This is a genomic window from Psychrobacter sp. H26, assembly GCF_059073035.1.
On the sequence record NZ_JCACRW010000001.1, the window covers coordinates 1528545 to 1550732 of the forward strand.

22 protein-coding genes are annotated in these 22188 nt (G+C 43.7%); 10 read left to right on the forward strand and 12 right to left on the reverse strand.

Annotation, left to right across the window (positions count from 1 at the left end; translation table 11 throughout):
* The first annotated feature begins 15 nt into the window (after nt 1-15).
* Nucleotides 16-555 (forward strand): DUF2799 domain-containing protein, encoded by a 540-nt coding sequence (locus AC5JPT_RS06245; RefSeq protein ID WP_493857488.1) that lies wholly within the window; start codon nt 16-18, stop codon nt 553-555.
* Between the two features lie 349 nt (nt 556-904).
* Here AC5JPT_RS06245 and AC5JPT_RS06250 read toward each other — a convergent pair whose 3' ends face one another.
* The 3 genes from AC5JPT_RS06250 to AC5JPT_RS06260 all read right to left on the reverse strand — a co-directional run bounded on the left by AC5JPT_RS06250 (nt 905) and on the right by AC5JPT_RS06260 (nt 3221).
* A complete protein-coding gene (locus AC5JPT_RS06250) occupies nt 905-1306 on the reverse strand; it encodes an ExbD/TolR family protein (protein ID WP_493857489.1) in 402 nt (133 codons plus the stop codon).
* 133 nt (nt 1307-1439) lie between these two features.
* Nucleotides 1440-2111, reverse strand: a complete 672-nt coding sequence (locus tag AC5JPT_RS06255; RefSeq protein WP_493857490.1) for a MotA/TolQ/ExbB proton channel family protein — start codon at nt 2109-2111, stop codon at nt 1440-1442.
* A 108-nt stretch (nt 2112-2219) separates the two neighbouring features.
* The gene (locus AC5JPT_RS06260; RefSeq protein ID WP_493857491.1) at nt 2220-3221 is read right to left on the reverse strand and encodes an energy transducer TonB; all 1002 of its coding nucleotides are present in this window, start codon (nt 3219-3221) and stop codon (nt 2220-2222) included.
* Nucleotides 3222-3786: 565 nt separating this feature from the next.
* Here AC5JPT_RS06260 and AC5JPT_RS06265 point away from each other — a divergent pair.
* The 4 genes from AC5JPT_RS06265 (at nt 3787) to AC5JPT_RS06280 (ending at nt 8046) form a co-directional block, all read left to right on the forward strand.
* Nucleotides 3787-4842: a siderophore ABC transporter substrate-binding protein gene (locus AC5JPT_RS06265; protein WP_493857492.1), complete on the forward strand. Its 1056-nt coding sequence runs from the start codon at nt 3787-3789 to the stop codon at nt 4840-4842.
* 112 nt (nt 4843-4954) lie between these two features.
* Entirely contained in the window at nt 4955-6049 is a 1095-nt protein-coding gene (locus AC5JPT_RS06270; protein ID WP_493857493.1) for an ABC transporter permease, read from the forward strand.
* Between the two features lie 92 nt (nt 6050-6141).
* Nucleotides 6142-7227 (forward strand): iron chelate uptake ABC transporter family permease subunit, encoded by a 1086-nt coding sequence (locus tag AC5JPT_RS06275; RefSeq protein ID WP_493857494.1) that lies wholly within the window; start codon nt 6142-6144, stop codon nt 7225-7227.
* A 60-nt stretch (nt 7228-7287) separates the two neighbouring features.
* Nucleotides 7288-8046, forward strand: a complete 759-nt coding sequence (locus tag AC5JPT_RS06280; protein WP_493857495.1) for an iron ABC transporter ATP-binding protein — start codon at nt 7288-7290, stop codon at nt 8044-8046.
* 145 nt (nt 8047-8191) lie between these two features.
* Here AC5JPT_RS06280 and AC5JPT_RS06285 read toward each other — a convergent pair whose 3' ends face one another.
* Together AC5JPT_RS06285 and AC5JPT_RS06290 are read right to left on the reverse strand one after the other, a co-directional pair.
* Nucleotides 8192-9523: a PepSY-associated TM helix domain-containing protein gene (locus AC5JPT_RS06285; RefSeq protein WP_493857496.1), complete on the reverse strand. Its 1332-nt coding sequence runs from the start codon at nt 9521-9523 to the stop codon at nt 8192-8194.
* Nucleotides 9524-9751: 228 nt separating this feature from the next.
* Nucleotides 9752-11839, reverse strand: a complete 2088-nt coding sequence (locus AC5JPT_RS06290; protein WP_493857497.1) for a TonB-dependent receptor domain-containing protein — start codon at nt 11837-11839, stop codon at nt 9752-9754.
* Between the two features lie 545 nt (nt 11840-12384).
* Here AC5JPT_RS06290 and AC5JPT_RS06295 point away from each other — a divergent pair.
* The 4 genes from AC5JPT_RS06295 to AC5JPT_RS06310 all read left to right on the forward strand — a co-directional run bounded on the left by AC5JPT_RS06295 (nt 12385) and on the right by AC5JPT_RS06310 (nt 15181).
* Nucleotides 12385-12660 carry a Trp family transcriptional regulator gene (locus AC5JPT_RS06295; RefSeq protein WP_493857498.1) on the forward strand — a complete coding sequence of 92 codons (276 nt, stop codon included), beginning with the start codon at nt 12385-12387 and terminating at the stop codon, nt 12658-12660.
* 103 nt (nt 12661-12763) lie between these two features.
* On the forward strand, nt 12764-14182 hold the full coding sequence (locus tag AC5JPT_RS06300) for an anthranilate synthase component I family protein (RefSeq protein WP_493857499.1): 1419 nt from the start codon (nt 12764-12766) through the stop codon (nt 14180-14182).
* A gap of 33 nt (nt 14183-14215) precedes the next feature.
* Nucleotides 14216-14863 carry an anthranilate synthase component II gene (locus AC5JPT_RS06305; protein WP_493857500.1) on the forward strand — a complete coding sequence of 216 codons (648 nt, stop codon included), beginning with the start codon at nt 14216-14218 and terminating at the stop codon, nt 14861-14863.
* Between the two features lie 117 nt (nt 14864-14980).
* Nucleotides 14981-15181, forward strand: a complete 201-nt coding sequence (locus AC5JPT_RS06310; RefSeq protein ID WP_493857501.1) for a hypothetical protein — start codon at nt 14981-14983, stop codon at nt 15179-15181.
* Between the two features lie 222 nt (nt 15182-15403).
* Here the strand turns inward: AC5JPT_RS06310 and AC5JPT_RS06315 are convergent, their stop codons facing one another.
* The 4 genes from AC5JPT_RS06315 to AC5JPT_RS06330 form a co-directional block, all read right to left on the reverse strand.
* Nucleotides 15404-15934, reverse strand: coding sequence for a hypothetical protein (locus tag AC5JPT_RS06315; RefSeq protein ID WP_493857502.1), 531 nt, complete (start codon nt 15932-15934; stop codon nt 15404-15406).
* Between the two features lie 321 nt (nt 15935-16255).
* On the reverse strand, nt 16256-16906 hold the full coding sequence (locus AC5JPT_RS06320; protein WP_493857503.1) for a hypothetical protein: 651 nt from the start codon (nt 16904-16906) through the stop codon (nt 16256-16258).
* Nucleotides 16907-17027: 121 nt separating this feature from the next.
* Nucleotides 17028-17678, reverse strand: coding sequence for a hypothetical protein (locus tag AC5JPT_RS06325; protein ID WP_493857504.1), 651 nt, complete (start codon nt 17676-17678; stop codon nt 17028-17030).
* Nucleotides 17679-17843: 165 nt separating this feature from the next.
* Nucleotides 17844-18278, reverse strand: a complete 435-nt coding sequence (locus tag AC5JPT_RS06330; protein WP_493857505.1) for a hypothetical protein — start codon at nt 18276-18278, stop codon at nt 17844-17846.
* 253 nt (nt 18279-18531) lie between these two features.
* Here AC5JPT_RS06330 and AC5JPT_RS06335 point away from each other — a divergent pair, with 253 nt between their 5' ends.
* Nucleotides 18532-19488 (forward strand): DMT family transporter, encoded by a 957-nt coding sequence (locus tag AC5JPT_RS06335; RefSeq protein WP_493857506.1) that lies wholly within the window; start codon nt 18532-18534, stop codon nt 19486-19488.
* Nucleotides 19489-19688: 200 nt separating this feature from the next.
* On the opposite strand, the gene AC5JPT_RS06340 is transcribed toward AC5JPT_RS06335, so the two are convergent.
* The 3 genes from AC5JPT_RS06340 to AC5JPT_RS06350 all read right to left on the reverse strand — a co-directional run bounded on the left by AC5JPT_RS06340 (nt 19689) and on the right by AC5JPT_RS06350 (nt 22078).
* The gene (locus AC5JPT_RS06340) at nt 19689-20435 is read right to left on the reverse strand and encodes an amino acid ABC transporter ATP-binding protein (RefSeq protein ID WP_493857507.1); all 747 of its coding nucleotides are present in this window, start codon (nt 20433-20435) and stop codon (nt 19689-19691) included.
* A gap of 69 nt (nt 20436-20504) precedes the next feature.
* Entirely contained in the window at nt 20505-21242 is a 738-nt protein-coding gene (locus tag AC5JPT_RS06345; RefSeq protein WP_319051306.1) for an amino acid ABC transporter permease, read from the reverse strand.
* On the reverse strand, nt 21242-22078 hold the full coding sequence (locus AC5JPT_RS06350; protein ID WP_319051307.1) for an amino acid ABC transporter substrate-binding protein: 837 nt from the start codon (nt 22076-22078) through the stop codon (nt 21242-21244). Before AC5JPT_RS06350 ends, AC5JPT_RS06345 begins: the two co-directional genes overlap by 1 nt.
* Between the last annotated feature and the right edge of the window lie 110 nt (nt 22079-22188).

Below are 22188 nucleotides of genomic sequence, written 5' to 3' on the forward strand. Positions count from 1 at the left end.
GCGCGCAGGTTTATTATGAATTATCTTATTAAGTCAAACTCATCAAGTACTTATAGCCCAAGCAAACTGGCGGGTAAGCTTTTTAACAAAACGGGTATGAGCTTGTCATTGCTCGGTGCCGTTGTACTGACACTATCGGGCTGTGCCACTACCCAAAGCCTGACCCCGCAGCAGTGTCAAAGCAGTAATTGGCAAGACGTTGGTTATGCTGATGGTCTACAAGGGCGCTCAGGCGCTTACTTTGGTCACTATACCAACAGCTGCGCCAGCGTAGGCGGCGCTAGTCCCAACCGCATACAGTGGGAGCAAGGGCGACAACAAGGGCTCAAAAATTACTGTACCGAGCTAAACGCCTATAAAATCGGCCGCGAAGGCTATGATTGGCAGCCCGTCTGTCCACTAGAAGGTATCGAGAAATTAGAAGAGGCTTACTCTCAAGGGCGCTACTACTATATCCGTCAGCGCGATCTAGACTACTTGCGCTCGTCTTATCCATTTGGCTATGGACATGGGGTCTTCGGCTACGGCTATCGCCCATTTGGTTATGGCTGGTAAGTGGCTAGTAAAAAGAAAACCTCACTGATGACTTAATTTGAGGTTTAAGTCGTCAATGAGGTTGGAGAAAAAATTATTATTTTAATTGTTCTTTTTATTGCGATTATGGTCGTTCTACTGATTGGCTTTTTATTCTATCTAGCCAGCTTTTTGCTATAGCTATGTGCTGTGTCAATAAACACTTTGGCATCGATACGGCACTTTATTATCGACGTCGTTTTATAGATATTACGACTTATAGACATTATGAGCCAAAGCTATGATTCTCAAATAGCTACAGCTTTTATAAGTATGGTAGCTTTTATAAGCATAGTTTCTACTGCCTACCCACCACTATTGAGCACCAAGATCATTCATTGACGAAAGCAATTTTGGTCAGTCCAGCGTTACTTGCCGCTGCCAAGACTTGAGCGACCGTATCGTACTTGCCTTCTTTATCTGCACGCAGCTGTACTGGAATATCCTCATCTGCTGCGCCTTGCTGTTGTAGACGCGTCTCTAGCGCTTCCATACTGATGGGATCACTGTCCCAAAACAGCCCTGCATCCTTATCAATACTAATCTGAATGGCTTCTGGCGGTGTCTGACTTACCTCAGCGCTGGTTTTTGGTAAGTCCAAAGGCACCGTCGGGTTCAGCACAGTTGCGGTCAATAAAAAGATAATCATCAATACCAGCATGATATCGATAAGCGGGATGAGGTTCATCTCATCCATACTGCGTACGTCATCATCACCCAATTGAAATGCCATAGTTACTCTCAATACTTATGTTTATTTTCATACTACTAAAAGGCTGCGGCGTACTTATTCGCCGTTTAGCATTTGTGCTTTGCGCCCAAATGCCACGCTGCTCTCACATTTCTGTCCCGTATCTCAATACTTCTTATAGCTGCTCTGGCACTGAGCTGTTGTAATGACTCGTTTGCTGAGGCTTTACTGTTGTCTCAAGCGTATTTGAGCGACTGGTTTTTGCGGCTTGCACTGACGTTACGCTAGCATTCGTATCGGTAGATACTGCCAGTAGGTCATGTGCTCTATCGTTGGCTTGGTACATGATGCGGCGATTGATCCGTACCGCTACGTTATAAAATATGACAGCTGGAATGGCGACAGCGATACCTAGACCCGTCATAATCAGTGCTTCACCGACTGGCCCTGCAACTTGTCCTAGCCCTGCCTGCCCACTCATACCGATATTGTGTAGCGCATGAAAAATACCCCACACAGTCCCAAATAGTCCAATAAATGGTGCGATGGCGGCCGTGGTACCAAGAATGGGTAAACCGCGCTCGCTCGCAAACCGGTAGCGACCTATGTGTTTGAGTAGCGTCTGCTCAGTGACCAAACGGCGAGTTGCCGCGTCAGTACCGACCAAGTCGGCTTGTCTAGCTTGTAGCTGCTGACTCAAATCGTCTGCCACACTATTCGCCAGTTTTCGGCTTTGCAGCACACGTACGATACCCGTCACCCAAGAGAGAATAGATAACGCAAGCAACAAAAAGAACAATGTTTTTGTCACCATGTCGCTGATTTGCCAGTATTGCATAAAGTCCATGTCAGACTCCTTAATGTGTAATGCAAGCACATGCTACTGAGATAAGTATCATGTTTAGTCTTATTATGAAAGATTATCAATAAATACGTTGTTATAAAATATAAACCATCAAGGAACCGCGTAGCTGATCGGCAAGGTTACATTACCCACGACCGGTACACCATTCTTGGTAAAGGGTTTGAACTTGCCAGAACGTACCTGACGCTGGGCTTCTCGATCTAGCAGTGAGTTACCTGATGACTGAACAACGCTAGCACTGTCTATCCCGCCTTGCTTATTGACTCGCAATACTAGAACCACGTTTAGTGTATCCCCTGATCGGGCGCGACGTGCCGCACGCTCAGGAAAACTAAAGTTTGGTGCAGACGCCCAATTGGCCGCGCTAGCAGTAAAGCTCACTGGCTCATTACTCTGAGCTGCAGCTTCTGCCTCGGCTTTCGCTCGTGCAGCCGCCTCTGCTGCATCTTTAGCAGCTTTTGCTTGTGCAGCGGCTTTGGCATTTGCAATGCTTCTGGCTTCTTGGGCAGCTCTCGCGGCTTTGAGCTCAGCTTCTTTGAGTTTAGCCTTTTCGATTTCAGCCGCTTTTGCTTCAGCGTCTTGAGCGGATTTTTTTGCTTGAGCGGCAGCTTCTTTGCGACGTTCATCAGCAGCTGACGTATCAACTATCGGTTCTGGGCTTGTCTTTTTTGGCACTGCTTGTTCTGGCAGAGGTTTTTGACTGCTGTCAGGAGCATTCTGCTCTGTTGCGATAACAGGCACCGCTGCAGGTACTTTCTTTTTCACAACAGGTTCTATGGGTGTCTCGACACGCTGTTTGGGCGGCGTCTCAGTTTTAGGCAGTGTTGTAGACTGCGGTTCTACTGTTGGTTGCGCTGTTTTTTGGTCGCTGACTTCTTGTGGCAATACTTCAGCTTTGGGCGCTGCGCTTTTTGTAGGTAACGTCACAAACTGAATTTCAACAGGTGGTGTCTCTGTTTCTGGCTCAGGTTTTATTGTAGGCGTTTTTATGGTTACCAATGCAAATGCTGTCAGCAGATGTAACCCTACCACTGTGATGATGACTAGCAGTATCGATCTGATTGGCGGCGCGTCTAACTCTGTTGAACTCATAACAGCCTAATATTTATTGTCCAAGACGGAATGGCGTAGATAATAATGCAAACGATAATTATTATCAATAATAATTTACAATATTTTCTCCTTAGAGCCATATTCATTAAGCTCTCTACACACCGCCCTAACATTGACTGAAGCATTTACTTTGGCTATGTACTGCAGTTATATCCAACCTTAAGTAAGCAAATATCCCTATCGGAAGGTGACATTAGCGATTCACTTTTTGGGCAACTGCCTATTTTTTAGGCAATCATTTATTGGTAATAAAAACCATTATCATTTTTATTGATAATGAGTCTCAATTAATTTATCATAACGGCTGTTTTATTATCCATATATTTTCGTAAAAAAGGGGTATAGCAATGCCCTATTTATAAGAACACAATTCGCTAAGAACAAAATAAGCCGAAAAATTAAATATCGATAGGAGCAGACATCCTATTGGCATACCTATACCCAGTCGATTCTTGTCATTTTTATTGTCATATATTGTTATGGTCTAATACTTGACGTTATCTTCTAAAAAGATCATCCAAACATCTGATATACCGAGTCCATTATGTCTATTAGTTCACTATCAACACGCCCTACCAGCCCTTTTTTTAAACGTCCCTTATTGACAGCTATGATAACCGCTTTAGTCGCGACTCTCAGCGTGACAGGTTGTAGCTCAAACGAAGCCAATGATTCTGAACCAGCCGATGCCAACACTACCAACCAGACGGCTGATGAATCATTAAATGTCGCCAATAATGATGCGGTCTCTGCCGAAAAGATTACGGTAAATACCGTAAAAGGTGATGTCGAGATGCCCATCAACCCATCACCACTTGTCGTGTACGACATGACGTTGATGCAGGATTTGGCGGCGCTGGACGTGGCTGTTGACGGGATGCCTGGCGGGATGCTTTTGGATAACTTACACTCCGACACGCAGCCTGAGCCAAAGTCAGTTGGTACGGTGTTTGAGCCAGATCTTGAAGCATTGAATGCGATGCGCCCGCAAGCTATTTTGGTCGGCTCACGTATGGCAGAAAAATACGATGAGCTATCCAGCATCGCGCCGACGTTGGATATGAGTATTGATACAGCCAATATCTATGAGTCCAGTAAGCAGCGTCTGCATGACTTGGGTGCTTTGTTTGGTAAAAGCGATCAGGCAGCCAAACTACAACAAAATATAGATGACCTCATCGACGAGACCAAAAATCTAACCGAAGAAAACAAAGGTACTGGTCTGGTCGTTATGGTCAATGGGAATAAAATGTCTGCTTATGGCGACAAGTCTCGCTATGGCTTTATCCATACTGTGCTAGGCGTACCAATGGCAGACAACCAAATTGCTGATGCGCCTCATGGTCAGCCAATATCTTTTGAATACTTACAAAAAGCCAATCCAGATTGGTTGTTTGTCATCGACCGTAGTGCGGCAATTGGCGAAGATGGTATCGGCGCCAAAGCCGTATTGGACAATCCATTGGTCGCCCAAACCAATGCGTGGAGCAAGCAGCAGGTAGTATACCTTAGCCCAGACTCTTACCTTGCGTTTGGTGGCTACTATCAATGGATGCAAGATCTGACCACTATTAAAGGTGCTTTTGCTAGCGCCCAATAACGGTTAATTAGACGTTCGTTCTTATTCAGTCATCCCTGTTCAGACAGTCACTAATTACAATCACTAAGCATAGTCACTGTAATGATCTTTTATTTTTTAGCCAGTAGAGATTATGTCGTTATTTTCACACCGTACTCACGCTAGGCTCAAACCTAACACTTCTTTGCCAACATCATCTTGGCGAAGAAGTGCCAGCCATAACCTAGGCACAGAAGCTCGACGTGCTGCCATACCACCATGGTTAATAAATACCGCAAGCCTCATTATTATGGGGCTTTTGGTGTTGTTAAGTTTATCTATCGGGGTGGCAGACTTTTCATGGTCAGGTATTTTGCAAAGTATTATTAGCCATAGTGCCAACTCTGATAGCTCATTGCTGATGGTCAGCCGTATACCACGCACCATTGCGATTATCTTGACTGGTGTTGCGATGGCAGTCGCGGGAATGATCATACAAGTAGTGCTAAAAAATCGTTTTGTAGAGCCGTCTATGGTTGGTGCCACCCAAAGTGCAGCACTTGGATTGCTGGTGGTCAGTCTGCTATTTCCTGCCAGTGCGCTCATTATAAAAATGGGCGTGGCGACCATGACCGCAGTAGTCGGTATGATGCTTTTTATGCTACTGATTCATCGTATACCGCCGACTGATTTTTTGATGATTCCGCTGATTGGGATTGTCTTTGGCGGCATCATTGAGGCGGTGACGACATTCATTGCTTATCAAACTGAATCGCTACAGATGCTCAGTGTGTGGCAGTTTGGTGATTTCTCTGGCGTATTGGCAGGTCGCTATGAGCTGCTATGGCTCACAGGCGGTCTATGTGTGCTCGCTTACATTATCGCAGACAAACTAACCATCATCGGACTGGGTGACAATATCGCGCTGAACCTAGGTATCAGCAAGCGGCAGGTCACATGGATCGGCGTGGGTATGGTAGCGATGATGAGCGCAGTTGTTGTCGTGACGGTGGGTATGATTCCTTTTATTGGCTTAATCGTACCTAATATCGTCAGTCGTCTGATGGGTGATAAATTACGTCGCAGCTTGCCAGCCGTTGCCCTACTCGGTGCTTCAGCGGTATTGCTGTGCGATATTATCGGTCGCTCTATTCGCTATCCGTTTGAAGTCCCTGTCGCCACGGTCTTTGGCGTGGTGGGTACGGTGCTGTTTTTGTGGTTGTTATTACGTGCGCCATCTGAGCGATAGCGGATTGAATACTCAGTGTTCAACGCCCTAAAAGCTGAATGACCATTGCTCATTTTTTATTACTACACAGGCTTGGCACCATAGGATTTTGTATGTTCTCATCGACTAAGCTTACTTCCATCAAGACTGATGCTACCAAAACTAGCACCGCGATAGATAACTCATCTTTAGCAAACGGTCAGTATTCAGCCGCTGCACAAGGTCAGTTGGCAAAATTTTGGGCATTCATAGCGGCACATCCAAAGTCTATAGCAGCTGTCACCCTACTGATCTCCATAACTTTATTTTTGACGTTGAATGTCAATGGCTACTGGGATTTTGCGCTACCACTACGGGGCAAGAAACTGTTGGCGTTGATGGTGGTTGGCTATGCCATTGGCGTATCAACCTTGCTGTTCCAGACATTGACGCATAACCCTATTTTAACGCCTTCCTTACTTGGGTTTGACTCACTTTATGTGCTGCTGCAAAGCTTGCTAGTGTTCTTTTTGGGTGCGATTAGTTTTACCAGTCTTGACCCTATCGCCAAATTCACGCTAGAGATTGTCCTAATGTTTGGGGCGTCTTTGTTATTATTTAAGCTCCTATTTTCTAAGAGCAGTCAGGATTTGACGCGCTTGATACTGGTGGGCGTTATCTTTGGCGTGTTGTTTCGCAGTTTATCAGCGCTTATTGCACGGCTGATAAACCCAGATGACTTTATAGTCGTACAGTCCGCAAGCTATGCTCAGTTCAACACGGTCAATGCGCAACTGCTTGGTATTAGCCTGATTATCTGTGCCATCACGGCAGTATTTGTCTGGCGCTGGCGCTATCAGTGCGATGTCCTGATGCTCGGTCAGTCGCAAGCCATCAATCTTGGTATTAATTATCAACGTCTGGCATTTGGTTTATTAACCATCATTGCCGTACTGGTCGCTACTGCCACCGCATTGGTCGGTCCAGTGACGTTCTTTGGGCTATTGGTCTGTGCGCTGACCAATCGTATGGCTCGTCATATGTATCATAGTGAGCGGCTGATCTTGGTTAGCTTGGTTGCTATGATTTGCTTGGTACTGGGGCAGACTATTTTTGAGCAAGTGCTAGACATGGCAGGCGTATTGTCCGTCGTCATAGAACTGGCAGGCGGCTTGATGTTCTTGGCATTGATATTTATGTCTCAGCGCCGTACGTCCTGATCGATTAGCCAGCATTATTATTTAAAGCTCATACAAGACCTTTTTGAGATAAGACGCATTATGATTCGACTAAATAACATCTCTCACCATATTGGTAAGCAGCAAATCCTACATGACATCACACTGTCCTTACCTACTGCGCAGGTCATTGCGTTGATTGGCCCTAACGGTGCGGGCAAATCAACGTTGTTTTCGGTGATGGCACGCCTGCAACCACTACAGTCTGGTCAAGTAAGCTTTGGCGAGCATGATATTGCCAGCTGTCAGGCGCGCACGCTTGCCAAGACCGTCGCCATGCTCGGACAAGACAATCAAGTACAAGGACGCCTGCGCGTACACGAGCTGTTGATGTTTGGTCGTTACCCTTATCATCAAGGACAACCAACCGCAGACGATGTGCAAAAAGTCCAAGAGATCCTCGAACGCTTTGAGCTTGAGCCCCTTGCCGAGCGTTTTTTGTCAACGCTATCAGGTGGACAGCGGCAGCGCGTGCTGATTGCCATGATTGTCTGTCAAGACACACCCTATTTGCTACTTGATGAACCACTCAACAACCTAGATATGTATCACGCTGGTCGCCTCATGCGTGAGCTGCGCACACTTAGTCATTCTCAGCAAAAAACCGTGGTGATCGTCCTGCATGATATCAACCAAGCAGCGCAGTTTGCCGATACGGTGGTGACGATGAAATCAGGTCAAGTGACTGCTATAGGTTGTCCTGCTGAGGTTATCACCCAAGAGACAATGAAAGATCTGTACAACGTCGATGTTACGGTTCTAAGCCATCAAGGTCGTCCCGTAATTGTCGATACAGTTTAGAGACTGGTAGTTGATTGTTTAGAGACTAGTAGTTGATTGCTCAGTAATCAGACGGCTCGTTACCCTGTCAGTACGCATACCGCTACATCTATATCGGCATTATATTTAGCCTATCAAACGTACTGACATATCTCAGTGATAACCACTATCTACTTTTTTGCAATGCCTTTAAACGCTGTTGTCTACCTTTCCACCACAGATAGACGCCTGTCCCTGACAGTACTGCAACGGCCAGTCCAATCATCGCCAAGAATACTTGGTACAGTCTATGTCCCCAGCCTTGACCGATATGACCCATATGCAGGGTAGATAACCATTGGTCTGCCTTAGTGCCAAAAGTAGTTTGATACCCAAAATTGACGCGCTCAACCCTGCCTGTCGCCGCATCAACCGTGATAGATGACGCCCCACCTTTTTCACCAATATCTTTATTTGTTTTAAAGCGCATCTGCCATTGTTTGTCTTCTTCAACCCAGCGGATACCTAATAGTCGCTGTACCAATACGCCGTTCTGCTTAGCAGCAATCTCGGCTTGCGTGCTTAGATAGGCAATGCTATTGGACTTGCCGACAACTTGCGTGCTTATATGCGCGTCATTTGTACTATTGCTGACAGGGGTATTCGAATTTTCCGCTCTCTCTGCTCTACCCTGCTGCCCTGCTGATTTATTCGGCTCAGATTTGGCAGGTCGCCCCTCTCTTGGCGTTAGCCCGACCACGGCTTGCATCACTGGTTGATAGACGGATTTTAGATTAAAGCCGACGCTCGACCATGCAATGACGAACAACATGACCCAAAGCCATAACCCAAACGCATGGTGCAAATCATAATTGAGCTTAAAGGTATTGGTCTTGCGACGAATCTTCCAAGCAGGTAGCCAACGCTTAAAGAATGACGCCCGTTTTTTGTTGGAAGGCGGCTTGTTTTTAGATGGTTTGATGGCTCGTGGAAAGGTCAGATAAAAGCCAATAAAGCAGTTAATCGTCCAGACCAATGAGACAACACCTAGCACCCATTTGCCAATATCACCAAGCAGTAAGTCGCGGTGTAACCAAAACACCTTCCACATGGTGTTGTTCCATGCCCACGCGTCTTTGTCACGTGTGCCAATGATATCGCTGGTATAGGGATTGATATATACTTCTTGGAATGCTGGTTTTAGTTTATTACCGCCTTTGCCTCGGCTCCTATCGACCGAAAACACAACCGCCTTATCAGGCTCTATAGATGTGGGCATACTGGAGAATTTTTGTGCGGGGTAGCTCGCTACAACCTTGTTATGCAGCGCTGCGATAGACATAAGCGGTGACTTTTGGGTGTCAATATTGACCAGCTTGCGATTGAATACATCGTCAAGCTCATGATGAAACGCCAGTAATGTCCCAGTGATGCTGGCAATGATCAAAAAGGCTGCCATAGCAAGCCCAGTATAACGGTGAATCCATAAACAGACTTGGCGCGGATTGAGTGAAGTCATGGGTCTTGGTTCTTTATTCATATAATATTTTAGTAGGTGCTTATCAATAAGTGCTTATCAATGAGCATTTGTCAGTAAGCACTTATCAGTGAGTGTTTATTAGCAAATACGTCATCGCTGTTGTGATAATTTAAAAGCTAACCACAATAAAAAGTCAGCTCTCATATATAGACAGCTGACTTTATTGATGCGATTAGATTTATATTAAATTAAACCAGATAAGTGAGATTAGAACTGATACGTTAATGAGGTTTTGATGTTGCGTCCCATCTCAAAGTCAGTATAGTCATCATCTATAGAGTTACGTGATGCGTGGCTGGCATAGGTCTCATCAAAGATATTGTATACCCCAAGCGTGGCTTTTAAGCCTTCAACTTGAGTTGGTGTGTAGCTCATAAAGATATCATGCACGTCATAGTTTGGTTTTTCGTTGTCATCGCCCGCGGTGTCCGGCGTCACTGAGGCGACGTAAGTGCTGCGCCAGCCAAGCTCAGTAGTCTCAGTGGGTGCATAGCCCAAGTTGACCATGTACTTGTCACCAGACTCAGAGCCACTACCGCTCACTGAAGCGATGTTATAACCAGTATCCTCACCCTCGCTGCGTGCACGCGCATAGCTTAGACCCATATTGAAGTTATCTACTCTATAATCCGCTGACAGCTCCACGCCTTTGATTTTGAAATCTTCGTCATTATTGATAACGCCTTGACACAGCTCAGGAGCAGCGCTCGTACCCAACTGTCCCGTCGTACAGTTCAGACCAGTTCTGCTACCGCCAGCACGTACAAACTCGATGTAGTTTTCGATATTGGTTTCAAAGTACTTACCGCTTAACTTCAACGAATCATTAGCTGTCGTCAGACCACGCAAAGTCGTTGCGATACCAATTTCAGCATTGTCGCCCTCTTCTGCTTTTAGATCATCATTGACATAGGTGCCAGCACCATCAGTATTGAAGATCGTTTGGCTCAGATCTGGACCGTTAAATAACTGGGTATAGCTTGCAAATAGCTGAGTGCGCGGTGCAATCTCATAACTGGCCGCTAGCGCGCCAACGACATTGTCATAAGTCTTGCCTGCCGATACAAACTCAGGAGACTCGTAGCGGTCGTAACGGACGCCTGGCGTTAAGCTAAGCTTACCCATTTGCCATTGGTCTTCTAAGTATACCGATGTGTTGGTTGCTTCATCGGTACTAGCATCCGCAAAGTCTCGTGACATCTCAGATTCTTTTTTGTAATGCTCAACACCTGCGATTAGCTTATGAGTGCCTTTGATACCATCAATGATGCTGCTATCAACAATACTGGTGTTTTGTACTTTTCCGCCAGTGGTTTTGACCTCTGCATCAAACTCGAACCCAGGCTCGCCGTCAGAGTTACGCAAGATCTGCGTACTGGTCTGATAGACATTAGTGTCTATATCAACCAATTGATTGGCAGGATTATAAGTATGATCCAGCGCATAAGTGTCGCGTTTTACTTCTTGCGGCAGGATTGGGTTCCAACCGCCAGCAGGGAAATCTGGACGCAATGGAAATAGCCCTTTGTTTTCGGTACGGCTAAAGCTTGCGCCCACATGATGATCTTGACCAACATATGCGCCCGCTTTTAGAAGGATGTTTTCGCCTTCACTGTCTTCGGTTTGGATTTTGCGGCCACTACCATCTTCGCCAGCATTGGCATCACGCTTGCCATAATAAGCAAGTAAGTCGATGTTTTCTGTTGGGGCGCCATAAACGGTCGCTGAGGTCAACAGCTCATCGTTATTGCTGCCATATCCTGCGTGGATTTTGGCGCCTACTGTTTGACCAGGCTTGAGTAGATCTGCTGCATCGACGGTTTCAAAAGCAACCGCGCCACCGATGGCATCGTTGCCAAGCGTTACTGAGTTATTACCCACTGACACTTCTGCTTGCTTGAGCAAGTCTGGATCGATAGTGACATCGCCCATATGATAGAACAGCGCACCCTCTTGACGGGCGCCATCGATAGTGACTTTCAGATTGGTATCATCAAGACCACGCACACGTATGCGCTGATTGACTGATGAGGTTCCGCCTACATCTACTCCTGGTACCACATCTAAAAAATCACTCAAATGGCTTGCTTGAGCAGCTGGGGTATAGTCATCTATATAGACAGAGTCCTCTTGCACACTATCGCGTACCGAGCTATTGGCCGTAACCGTAATAGTCTGTAGTGTGGTATTTGGCATATCATCTGCCGTAGCAGCGCTAACCGCTTGTGTCCACAATACCGCTGCCACGCCTACAGATAGCACAGTCAATGGGCTAGATAACCTTACTTCACGCATAACACACTCACTTTATTTACTATTAGAATTTTTAAGCCGTCGATAAACGGTTTTTTATAAAACTGCTCTTTGAGCCACACAAATTTGCACATATCTAAGCTAATATGCGAATAACATCATTAATGTTAATGATAATGATTAGCATTTAATTATGTGGGGCATAATAACGAAGTATTAACAATTTGGCAATAATTAATATGCAGAATTTATATGAATATTTTTGGGTGATGATAAATTTACGGTGAGAGATGTCTATACCAGATGGCATAGCTGTTCAATAGCTCGATTCACTATTCAATTCTATGCTCACTCATGCTCACTTGGCTTTAATTGTTCAGCCTTAATTGCTTGGTTCTGATGACATATGACAACGAAGAACAGCTCCAGACTGTATTGATGAATGACAGATTATATCGATGATATGATAGCAAGTTACCTAGCACTTGTTTTTCTTGTACTACTGTACTAGAATACTGAAACAAGGCAGTTCTTTGCAGAATAGCTGCTTGACGAGTGCGCTGTCTCCTTTTTTTAAGATGACTACTATGACTACCGATCCTTATCAGAGCTTACTAACCCATTTGACAAACTGTACTGATAGCGGAGACATCGATAAGCTGTTGAGTGCGCTACTGACAAATAAAGAGCAACACGATATTGCCAATCGTATTCGTATTTTTGACTTGCTCGAGCAAGGCGTTACACAACGTGATATCTCTGAGCAACTGGGCGTTGGTATTGCCACGGTCTCTCGCGGTGCTAGAGCCATGCAAAGCCATGATGTAAGCGCGTTACTTGCTACTCATAGAGCGCGCTCTTAAACCACTATATAGCGCATTTGCTACTCTTTTACTAATTACCTTCTTAATAACTACTTTATTAATTGCCTAATCGACACCTATTTGATGAATTTCGGACTTTGTTATGACTTCTAGTACACCTGCACAGACCCAGCCTGCACCTATCGATATCCCTAGCAAACCACAGCGCATTAAGCTCACACAGGATATTGACTTTTTTGCGTTATTTAAACGTATCGAGAGCGCGTTTGATACCTGTTATTTTCTCGAATCGTTGGGTGAAGACAGCCATATTTCGCGCCATCATGCGATCGGCTTTGACCCTGTAACTACCATCGCAGCGTTAGACCGCCATACACTTGCTATCACTGATAATAAAACGGCGACCACCACCAAGTATCAAACTGACAATCCTTATGAGCTACTACGCGCCATCACGCCGCAACATGTCATCGCCCGTGATCAAAGCGGCGGACTTGTCGGTTATTTGGGTTATGACTGTGTGAACTTTTTTGAGCCAAGCCTGACGGCAAAAGCCAGTGAAGACTTTGAGCCGTTTAAGTTTGGTGTGTATCTAGATGGATTGACGCTTGATAAGATGACAGGCGAGATTTTCTACTTTTACTATCCAACTGCGCAGCAAAACAACCGTATCGAACAGATCAAAGCGCTACTTAATGACCCGATTCCAAATTATGAAGCGCCTACCGTTGAGTTCTTGGGCGATGGTATGAGCCAAGAAGAACATGCCAACGTCGTCATGCAAGTCAAAGAAGACATCATCTCTGGCCGTATCTTTCAGTGTGAAGTTGGGTTCAAATCCAAATATCGTATCGCTGGTGACAAGATGCCTATCTACGAAAAACTGCGTGCGGTCAATCCATCACCGCACATGTATTTTATGAAATTTGCGCAGCAGTGCATCATTGGCGCGTCGCCTGAGCTGCTGTTCCGCTTGCGTCAAGGCGAGATGGAGACTTACCCACTAGCAGGGACGGCTAAGCGCGGCGTCGATGTAATAGAAGACCGTAAGCTTGCCCGCGCCCTACTCAACGATGACAAAGAAATTGCCGAGCACAACATGCTGGTCGACTTGCACCGCAATGATATCGGCCGTGTGGCGCGATTTGGTACGGTAAAAGTCCGTAGTCTCATGGATATCAAACGCTTCTCGCACGTACAGCATATCTCTTCTGAGATCGTTGGTATCTTGCATCCTGACGAAGATATGTTTAGCGCCCTTGCCAGCAACTTCCCTGCGGGCACACTATCAGGCGCACCTAAGGTAGAAGCCATCAAAGTCATCAATGAGCTAGAGCCAGATGGGCGCGGTGCTTATGGTGGCGCGCTCGGCTCTTTCAATTTCAATGGTGACTGTATCTTTGCCATTCCGATTCGTAGCCTGTTTATCAGCGGCGAGTCTGCCTACGCACAAACCTGCGGTGGCAACGTCTATGACTCAAATCCAGCCGATGAGTACCTAGAGATTCAGCGCAAACTGTCTGCGATGAAAGTCGTATTAGACAGCTTTATGCAACCATAATTATCCCTATTTTTATCAAAGAGTTTATGTCCCATGAATGTTTTAATTATTGATAACTACGACTCATTTACCTTTAATCTCTATCAATATGTTGGCGAGATTTTACAAACTTTGGATAGCAGCAATGAAGCCAAAGTCATTGTCAAACGTAATAACGAGATCACCCTAGCTGACGTACAAGCCATGAATTTAGATAGAATTATTATCTCACCTGGTCCTGGCTCCCCTGATGATCCGGCGTATTTTGGCATCTGTAGTGAGGTTATTGAGACATTAGGCAAGACTATCCCCCTACTAGGTGTCTGCTTGGGTATGCAAGGCATTGCTCATGCATTCGGCGGTGATGTGATACGCGCCAGTGTGCCGATGCACGGCAAAGTATCCTCTATTCGTCATGATGGTACAGGTATCTATCAAGGATTGCCTCAAGAGCTTGAAATCATGCGCTATCACTCACTGGTGGTAAAAGCAGATACCATTCCAGATTGTCTGACCATTACCTCAGTCGTCGCTAATGACGAACGCGCGGCATTGAGTTTTGACGAGTCTGCGCTGACGGGCGATGAGATTATGGGACTGGCGCACAAAGACTATCCAATACAAGGCGTACAATTTCACCCTGAATCTTTTGCCACTGAAGGTGCTAAGCGTTTGCTAAGTAATTTTTTATTGCAGGTGTAAGGTTCGCGTTTTATGTCTACCATTGTCAGTGACGAATGATAGCGAGGTAAAAGAAAAGCACAGACTACAATCTGTGCTTTTCTTGCATGGTTTTTATTATGGTTTCTGCCGACCAAGATGACCTTTAATGCCAAAGTAATCACTAACTATCAGCTAAATTTCGTCACTGATATTGGTACGGTATGGTTTGGTAAAGACAGCTATGTTGACTTTTGGATCAAGGATAAAGCAACAGAAAAACCTGTGACCAAGGTAGTGCGAACTGCGCTACCACCTGAGCCGAGGGTTGTTTCTTATCCTGTTATTATTAGTAGGTGATTTGGCAAATCCATAAAAATAACTCTGGTACGTGACCAGAGTTATTTTATTTTAAAGTTTAAACTTTTAGACAAGTTGTTTGTTAGACGTTTTAAGCTCAACCTTTATCTGCGCAAGATAATATTCATCGCTCAAGCACTGCTCAGAAACCTTTCGATGCCGCTTTGTATGAAAAATAAGCCTTTTAAATTGCTCTTTCTGATGGTACCTAAGTGCTACGTACTATTCACAAGAATATTTCTCGATGTGCACATTGTCTACAGGGTCAAGTATTTCTGATATTTCGAAATTTTCGTGTAGCTTGAGAATAAAACAGAATTCTGCATCTGTAGCCTTTATAGAACTTCCAGAGGATATCTCAAAAAAGTAGATCAAACACAACTCACGTATCCAACATTTCAATAAAAAGTCGATGTCATCTGTAGTCATGTAATTCATGTTCTGCTGAGCGAGTATATTTAGTCTTTCGTCAGCATTGTGTAAACCCCAATAATCAAACTCATTATTATAATTTTTATCTTCAACAATTATATGAGAAGCTAAAGAGCTAGAACCATAGGTTTCTTTACATTCTGTAGAGAAAGTTATATAAAACATTCTTAAAAATTTTATGAAATTTTCTTCGATACGAAGGTATTCATCAATGTTTTCTATACCACAATTACTTATGAAATTAGAAATATTTGTCCATTTTCTATTTGCAATAGCTTCACTGTCTTTAAACCTAGAAATCATGTAATTATTATAACTCATTAGTCTGCTACCCTGTTTAAATGAATGTCATAGCTACCAGCCCGTAGGTTGGGTGGAGCTTGCGACACCCAACATGATAAAACCCGTGAACGAGGTAGTACGAACTGCGCCACCACCCGAGCCGAGGGTTGTTTCTTATCCGATTATTATTAATAATTTACTTCCATACTTATTCAAGTAATTTTTTTCATGAAAAAGAGAAGGCTGGAAGTAATGTACAGCCTTCTCTTAATAGAAATATTATATAAGCCATCATCGACTCTAGTAAATCTTCCAGTCCAATTCAATAAATTGATGATTTTGTAATAGGTCTTATGATTATTATTTAATAAGCTTGGGATCTATAGAATCTATGTATCTTCCTCTCTTATCATAAATTACTAACTCATGGTCGATAGTTGCATAAGGATTGTCTATCCTAAATCCTTTGACTGTACCTATAACATCTGTTTCTTCGTCAGTATCTATTTCGTATTTATATTTTTCAAAGAAAAAATGCGATAGTGCTTTTTCTAGACGTGAAGCATTTTTTTCATAGTCATCATTTACTTTAGCTGTTCCAATAAAATGATAAGGTAGCCAGTCATCGTTACTTATTTTTAGGCAGGTCCACAAGAAACCCTCTGATATATCAAAATCTATTGTTATCCTCATAGCGTCAGTAAGGAAAACTGGTTTATTATTCCTATAAACCATCGTTTTTCCAAACAATTCAATTGTGGCACGATCCTCTTTTTTTAAAAAAATATTTAGCCAAAAATCATGGTCATAAGAATTTTTTGAATCAATTATATATTTATCAGTGTATAAACCATACTCTGAAATTTCAAAAATTTTATAATCACTTAATTTTTTAAGCATTTCAGTAAAATGACTTGTATATTTATCATAAAAAATATTCTCCTCACTTTCATAAATATAGTAAGAGGTTGACCATTTTCCAGTACAACGAACAAACGACTCAAATTGCATTTTATAGTCCTTAATTTTTAACAGACAAATACTAAACCTCTTACATAAGTCAGCGCTAGCCCTTACAAATTTTCCAGTCTAATTCAATGAACTGCTATTTTTGCAAGAGTTCTGATGATTATTACTTAATAAATTTTGGGTCTGTAGATTCTAAATAACTACCGTTTTCTTCATAAATTATTAAATTAGGATAACCTATTGTATACAGGTTATCTAAAGAAAAACCTTTTTGTATTGATTTGAGGTCTGAATCAGATGTAGGGTCTATATCATATTGATATTTTTCACAGAAAAAACCAGTTAAACATCTTTCTAAACGAGAATAATTAATTTCATAATCATTATTCACCTTAGCCTCTCGGATAAAATAATAAGGAAGCCAATCATCACTTTTCAATTTAAAAACGACATAAATATCTGGCTCTGAAGTACCAAATTCTAAACCAACTTCTACAGCTTGTTCTAACCATACAGGTTTATTATTCTTATAAACCATTGTCTTACCATACAAATCTAGAAAGTAAATATCTAGCTCTTTTAATTTTTGGATAAGCTTTAACCAAAAATTTTTAGTATATGACTCCTCGTTATCAGTATAAAACTCTTCTCTATTTAAAGTATAGCCTGTCATTTTAAAAATTTGATACTCATTTAAGTACGTAAGTAACTCAATTATATGGTTTGAGTAGATCTCATGAATGTTATGACTGACATCAAAACGTAATGTCAATGCCCAGTAGCCTGTATAGTATCCAGGATAAGTAAACTGCATAATAAAACCCCTTATCTCTTTCACCTGAACGACTAGTATTTGATCTAACCAGATAGGTCAGACAACTCTTTGAATTGAGTTGGAATAAAAGTCTTTATTTATTTCACACATTTTGTATAGTTTCATCTATCGATAACCTTAAACTCGTACGATTGTTATTAATCATTAAGTTATCAAGCTAAATGGCTCTACCGTTTTTCGCACAAAATCAAATGAATCTACTTCGTTAATATCAGCCTCTCTATAGACAGTGAAATCCTCAAATATCAAAATATCGCTGAGATCCCCTTGTACTTTAGTAGGTAAACCGCCTGAAATCACAATTTTGTTATCGACCGTATAACGAGAGATGAGCACCAACGTCTCAAGTTGAAACTGCGCATAATCGCCAGTACTGAGAAAGAGTCTGCTAAACTTTCTACTTCTATAAATCGTTACATAGTCACTGCCGCCGCCTACGCCTATTTTATTCTGTATCACAATGTCAATACAGGTGCTATCAACACAATAATGTGCAACAGATTTTGGATGAAACATAAAATATATGACGGTGCAAAAAGACATTAGAACGACTAAGATACCTATCGCTATATATTTCATATGATTTCCAGCTCAAATGATGACGTACTGGACGCCCATCATTTTAACAAAATATTATTATAAGAAGATTATAGTTAAATTGAAGACACTGCCCTAGTAGCGACTGACTATCTTTTAGTGATAAACTGAGAGAACCAACAAAAGACAGCCTTTAATCAGGTTGTCTTTTCTTATTTCAGTATTGCTCAGAGCGTTTGAATCACTGGTAATCTGACAAAACTTTGTGTCATTTAGATCGTAAGAAGACAACAGTATGGCAAACATCGACAGCGGAGCGACGATGCAACACTCGCATCAATCATGGATAGGCACTATTCAAATCATTACCGCAGCAATCTGCTGGGGCACGCTTGGTATATTTTCGACCTATCTTAATCAAATAGGCTTTAGTGGGTGGCAAGTAACGATATTACGCATCGTGACGGCAGCATTTATTATCTTAGCTATGCTACCAAAACTATGGCCAGACCTGATCAAATTACAACCCAAGCAATGGCTTGGACTCGCGATGCAGTCCTTGATCGGTGTGCTTGGTATGTCAGTGTGCTATTTTTTTGCCGTAATCTATGTCGGAGCAGGTCCTGCGGTGGCGCTGCTGTATACCGCGCCTGTGTTTAGCCTGCTGTTTTCGAAATTCTTACTGAGTGAGTCCATCACGCGCAAATCGCTCGCACTGGCACTGATGGCTGTATTTGGTGTTGGTTTGACGATGCTGGGTGAACAAGCACAAGTCAATTGGGGTATTTTACTCGGCTTGGCAGCAGGGATGTGCTATTCCTTATACGGGGTATTAGGCAAGCGGGCGATGCATTACGCGCATCCTGCTCCTTTGGTGTTTTTTACCTCTATCGTCATTAGTGCAGGCGGATTGCTACTCCTGCCTGAGACTTATCGTACTTATGGGCAGCTGTTAGATCTTCCTTTAATGACTTGGGGTTATGTCCTAGGGCTGTCCCTATTAGGTACTGTAGTCCCGTTTGGGCTATATATGAAAGCATTAGAAAAACTGCCTGCCACGCGTGCCTCCGTCTTTACTATTTTTGAGCCATTGACAGCTATTGCACTTGCAGTATTGTTATTGCAGCAGTCTTTATCTTGGATTCAGTACCTAGGTGTCGGACTTATCTTGCTAGCAGCGTTATTGAACGCGGTGCTAAACGGTACTGCCACTCGCGTACCTCGCTGGCTAAAACAACGGCAAAAGGTATAACGCCATTGCCTAATGTTTAAAACATATACTCGTTAAAATACGTGCTAACTAAAATACATTTTGGTTATATCGATAAAAAAGCCCCAACCATGATTACATGATTGGGGCTTTTTAGTTTATCGTTTTTTGCTTTAGCAACTGACTTAATAACAAATACTGTAAGCGCTAAAAATCCGGTAGACAGTTCGAGTGATTCGATTCTACTTCTGATCAATACGCTGTAAAAATGCCTGCGTACGCGGATGCTTGGAGTCTTCAAATAACTGCTTGGCACTGCCCTCTTCGACGACTACACCGCCTTCAATTAACACCACATGATCAGCAACGTCACGAGCAAAGTTAATTTCATGAGTCACCACGACCATCGTCCAGCCCTCAGACGCGAGCTGCTTCATGGTTTCAAGGACATCTTGTACCAGTTCAGGATCGAGCGCAGAGGTTGGCTCATCAAACAATAGCAACGACGGCTCAATCGCCAGCGCACGGGCGATGCCAATACGCTGCTGTTGACCACCGGATAGCTGAAATGGATAGAGATCGGCTTTGTCCGATAGCCCCACCTTATCGAGCAGTACCAATGCCTGCTCACGTGCTTGCGCTTTGCTTTGCCCCTGCACCACAGTAGGACCAAGCATGAGATTCTCAATGGCTGTCTTATGCGGGAACAAATTATAAGACTGAAAGACCATGCCAGATTTGCGCTGTAACGCTAGCAGCTTTTTTTTGTTTGGTTTAGTCGCAAAGTCGACACTTAAGCTGTCATCATCAAACGCAATCACGCCTTTATCAGGAATCTCTAGCGCATTAAGGCAACGCAAAAACGTGGTTTTGCCCGATCCTGAAGGCCCTAATATAACAACCACTTTGCCTTTATTGATAGTCAAATCAATGCCTTTGAGCACCTGATTGCTACCAAAGGTTTTATGGATATTAGTGACTTTGATCATAAAAATTCCTGTTGGGCTGGTCTATATTTGCGAGTATCTATTGAGCCATGATTTGTTTTGCCGCATGACTTATTTTGCCACGTAGCGATCAAGGCGGGTTTCAAGCTTACCCTGGATAAAGGTCAAGAATAGACAGATACCCCAATAAATAACCGCCGCTTCTGTGTACACCAGCATAAACTCGTAGTTACGAGCGGTAATGATTTGCGCTTGTTTAAACAGCTCAGTGACCAACACCAGTGACGCAAGCGAGGTATCTTTTACCAAACTGATAAAGGTATTAGACAATGGTGGCACCGACACGCGTAGTGCCTGCGGTAAGATCACATGACGAAACGTTTGCAAGTACGTCAAGCCAACGGTTGAACCTGCTTCCCACTGCCCCTTTGGAATCGACAAAATCGAAGCTCGTACTGTCTCTGAGGCGTATGCGCCAATATTTAGAGAGAACGCAATAATTGCTGAGGGAAACGGATCGAGCTTGACGCCGACACTAGGCAGACCATAAAAGATAATGAATAGCTGCACCAGCATCGGTGTACCGCGAATTGCAGACACATAGATACGCGCCAAGCGATAGACGATCTCATGAAACCAACCAGCACGCGGTACAATCCGAATCAGAGCAACCGTCAGAGCAATCGCCATACCAATCGCAAACGAGATCAACGCCAGTGGTATCGAATAATAAATACCACCTTTGAGCATTGGCCAAAACGATGAGATGACAATCTGCGCCCGATCAGGACTCATAAATGGCAATAATGCCAGTAGTTCAGCGAGCACAGCGGTGATAGACGCTAACATTATTTTTGTTGACTTACATCAGCACCAAAGAACTCTTCGCTAAGCTTGGTGAGGGTGCCATCAGCGGCAAGCGCTGCCATTGCTTCATCCAATTTTGCCACGACTTCGTCATCGCCTTTGATGAGTACTAGACCTGAGCCTGTTTGCTCACTAGCAGGTGCAGTCAGTTTGATCTCAAGATCAGAGTCTGGGAATTTCTTGAGATAATCGAGTACGGCAAGATTGTCGTTCATCGTAAAGTCAGCACGGTCTTGCTTAACCAATTGAATCGCTTGCGCCATACCATCGACAGGGACGATTTCTGCGCCATATTTTTCTGCCAGCTCGCCATAGTTACTGCTCAGTGATTGGGCGGTACGTAGGCCTTTTAGATTGTCCCAAGAGCTGTAACGATTGTCATCCGTTGGTGCTAGTGCAACCGCACCTGACCAGCTATAAGCCATAGACTTATCATATTTAGCCAGACGTTCAGGAGTCGTTAAGCTGACTTGGTTAGCAACCATATCAAAGCGTTTTGAATCCAAACCTGCCAGCATGGCATCCCACTGGGTCTCTTTGAACTCGACTTCTACGCCCAGCTTATCCGCAACGGCACGCGTCACTTCGACGTCATAGCCTGTCAGCTTGCCACTCTCATCATGATAGGTGAACGGAGGATACGTACCCTCTGTACCAACGTTGATGGTGCCGCCGTTATTGATACGTTGCAGCAAATCAGAACCGCCTGTCGCTGCACTGTCAGTTGCGGTAGTATCGGCTTCATTGGTAGATGACTGACCACAAGCGGCAAGGAATATAGTACTAGCGGCAAGGGCTAAAAGAGTACGACGTTTCATAAGACGTCCTTATAAGAATGAATAGAGTGAATATCAACAAATAGGAAAAAGCCGATACACAAGGACAGTACGATAGCTGCTCTATAATATTCGGCTTTGGCTGCTCGATT

Excerpts from the sequence above, each read along its gene's own strand:
- AC5JPT_RS06245 (WP_493857488.1), top strand. The coding sequence starts at position 16 with ATGAATTATCTTATTAAGTCAAACTCATCAAGTACTTATAGCCCAAGC.
- AC5JPT_RS06250 (WP_493857489.1), bottom strand. The coding sequence starts at position 1,306 with ATGGCATTTCAATTGGGTGATGATGACGTACGCAGTATGGATGAGATG.
- AC5JPT_RS06255 (WP_493857490.1), bottom strand. The coding sequence starts at position 2,111 with ATGGACTTTATGCAATACTGGCAAATCAGCGACATGGTGACAAAAACA.
- AC5JPT_RS06260 (WP_493857491.1), bottom strand. The coding sequence starts at position 3,221 with ATGAGTTCAACAGAGTTAGACGCGCCGCCAATCAGATCGATACTGCTA.
- AC5JPT_RS06265 (WP_493857492.1), top strand. The coding sequence starts at position 3,787 with ATGTCTATTAGTTCACTATCAACACGCCCTACCAGCCCTTTTTTTAAA.
- AC5JPT_RS06270 (WP_493857493.1), top strand. The coding sequence starts at position 4,955 with ATGTCGTTATTTTCACACCGTACTCACGCTAGGCTCAAACCTAACACT.
- AC5JPT_RS06275 (WP_493857494.1), top strand. The coding sequence starts at position 6,142 with ATGTTCTCATCGACTAAGCTTACTTCCATCAAGACTGATGCTACCAAA.
- AC5JPT_RS06280 (WP_493857495.1), top strand. The coding sequence starts at position 7,288 with ATGATTCGACTAAATAACATCTCTCACCATATTGGTAAGCAGCAAATC.
- AC5JPT_RS06285 (WP_493857496.1), bottom strand. The coding sequence starts at position 9,523 with ATGACTTCACTCAATCCGCGCCAAGTCTGTTTATGGATTCACCGTTAT.
- AC5JPT_RS06290 (WP_493857497.1), bottom strand. The coding sequence starts at position 11,839 with ATGCGTGAAGTAAGGTTATCTAGCCCATTGACTGTGCTATCTGTAGGC.
- AC5JPT_RS06295 (WP_493857498.1), top strand. The coding sequence starts at position 12,385 with ATGACTACCGATCCTTATCAGAGCTTACTAACCCATTTGACAAACTGT.
- AC5JPT_RS06300 (WP_493857499.1), top strand. The coding sequence starts at position 12,764 with ATGACTTCTAGTACACCTGCACAGACCCAGCCTGCACCTATCGATATC.
- AC5JPT_RS06305 (WP_493857500.1), top strand. The coding sequence starts at position 14,216 with ATGAATGTTTTAATTATTGATAACTACGACTCATTTACCTTTAATCTC.
- AC5JPT_RS06310 (WP_493857501.1), top strand. The coding sequence starts at position 14,981 with ATGACCTTTAATGCCAAAGTAATCACTAACTATCAGCTAAATTTCGTC.
- AC5JPT_RS06315 (WP_493857502.1), bottom strand. The coding sequence starts at position 15,934 with ATGAGTTATAATAATTACATGATTTCTAGGTTTAAAGACAGTGAAGCT.
- AC5JPT_RS06320 (WP_493857503.1), bottom strand. The coding sequence starts at position 16,906 with ATGCAATTTGAGTCGTTTGTTCGTTGTACTGGAAAATGGTCAACCTCT.
- AC5JPT_RS06325 (WP_493857504.1), bottom strand. The coding sequence starts at position 17,678 with ATGCAGTTTACTTATCCTGGATACTATACAGGCTACTGGGCATTGACA.
- AC5JPT_RS06330 (WP_493857505.1), bottom strand. The coding sequence starts at position 18,278 with ATGAAATATATAGCGATAGGTATCTTAGTCGTTCTAATGTCTTTTTGC.
- AC5JPT_RS06335 (WP_493857506.1), top strand. The coding sequence starts at position 18,532 with ATGGCAAACATCGACAGCGGAGCGACGATGCAACACTCGCATCAATCA.
- AC5JPT_RS06340 (WP_493857507.1), bottom strand. The coding sequence starts at position 20,435 with ATGATCAAAGTCACTAATATCCATAAAACCTTTGGTAGCAATCAGGTG.
- AC5JPT_RS06345 (WP_319051306.1), bottom strand. The coding sequence starts at position 21,242 with ATGTTAGCGTCTATCACCGCTGTGCTCGCTGAACTACTGGCATTATTG.
- AC5JPT_RS06350 (WP_319051307.1), bottom strand. The coding sequence starts at position 22,078 with ATGAAACGTCGTACTCTTTTAGCCCTTGCCGCTAGTACTATATTCCTT.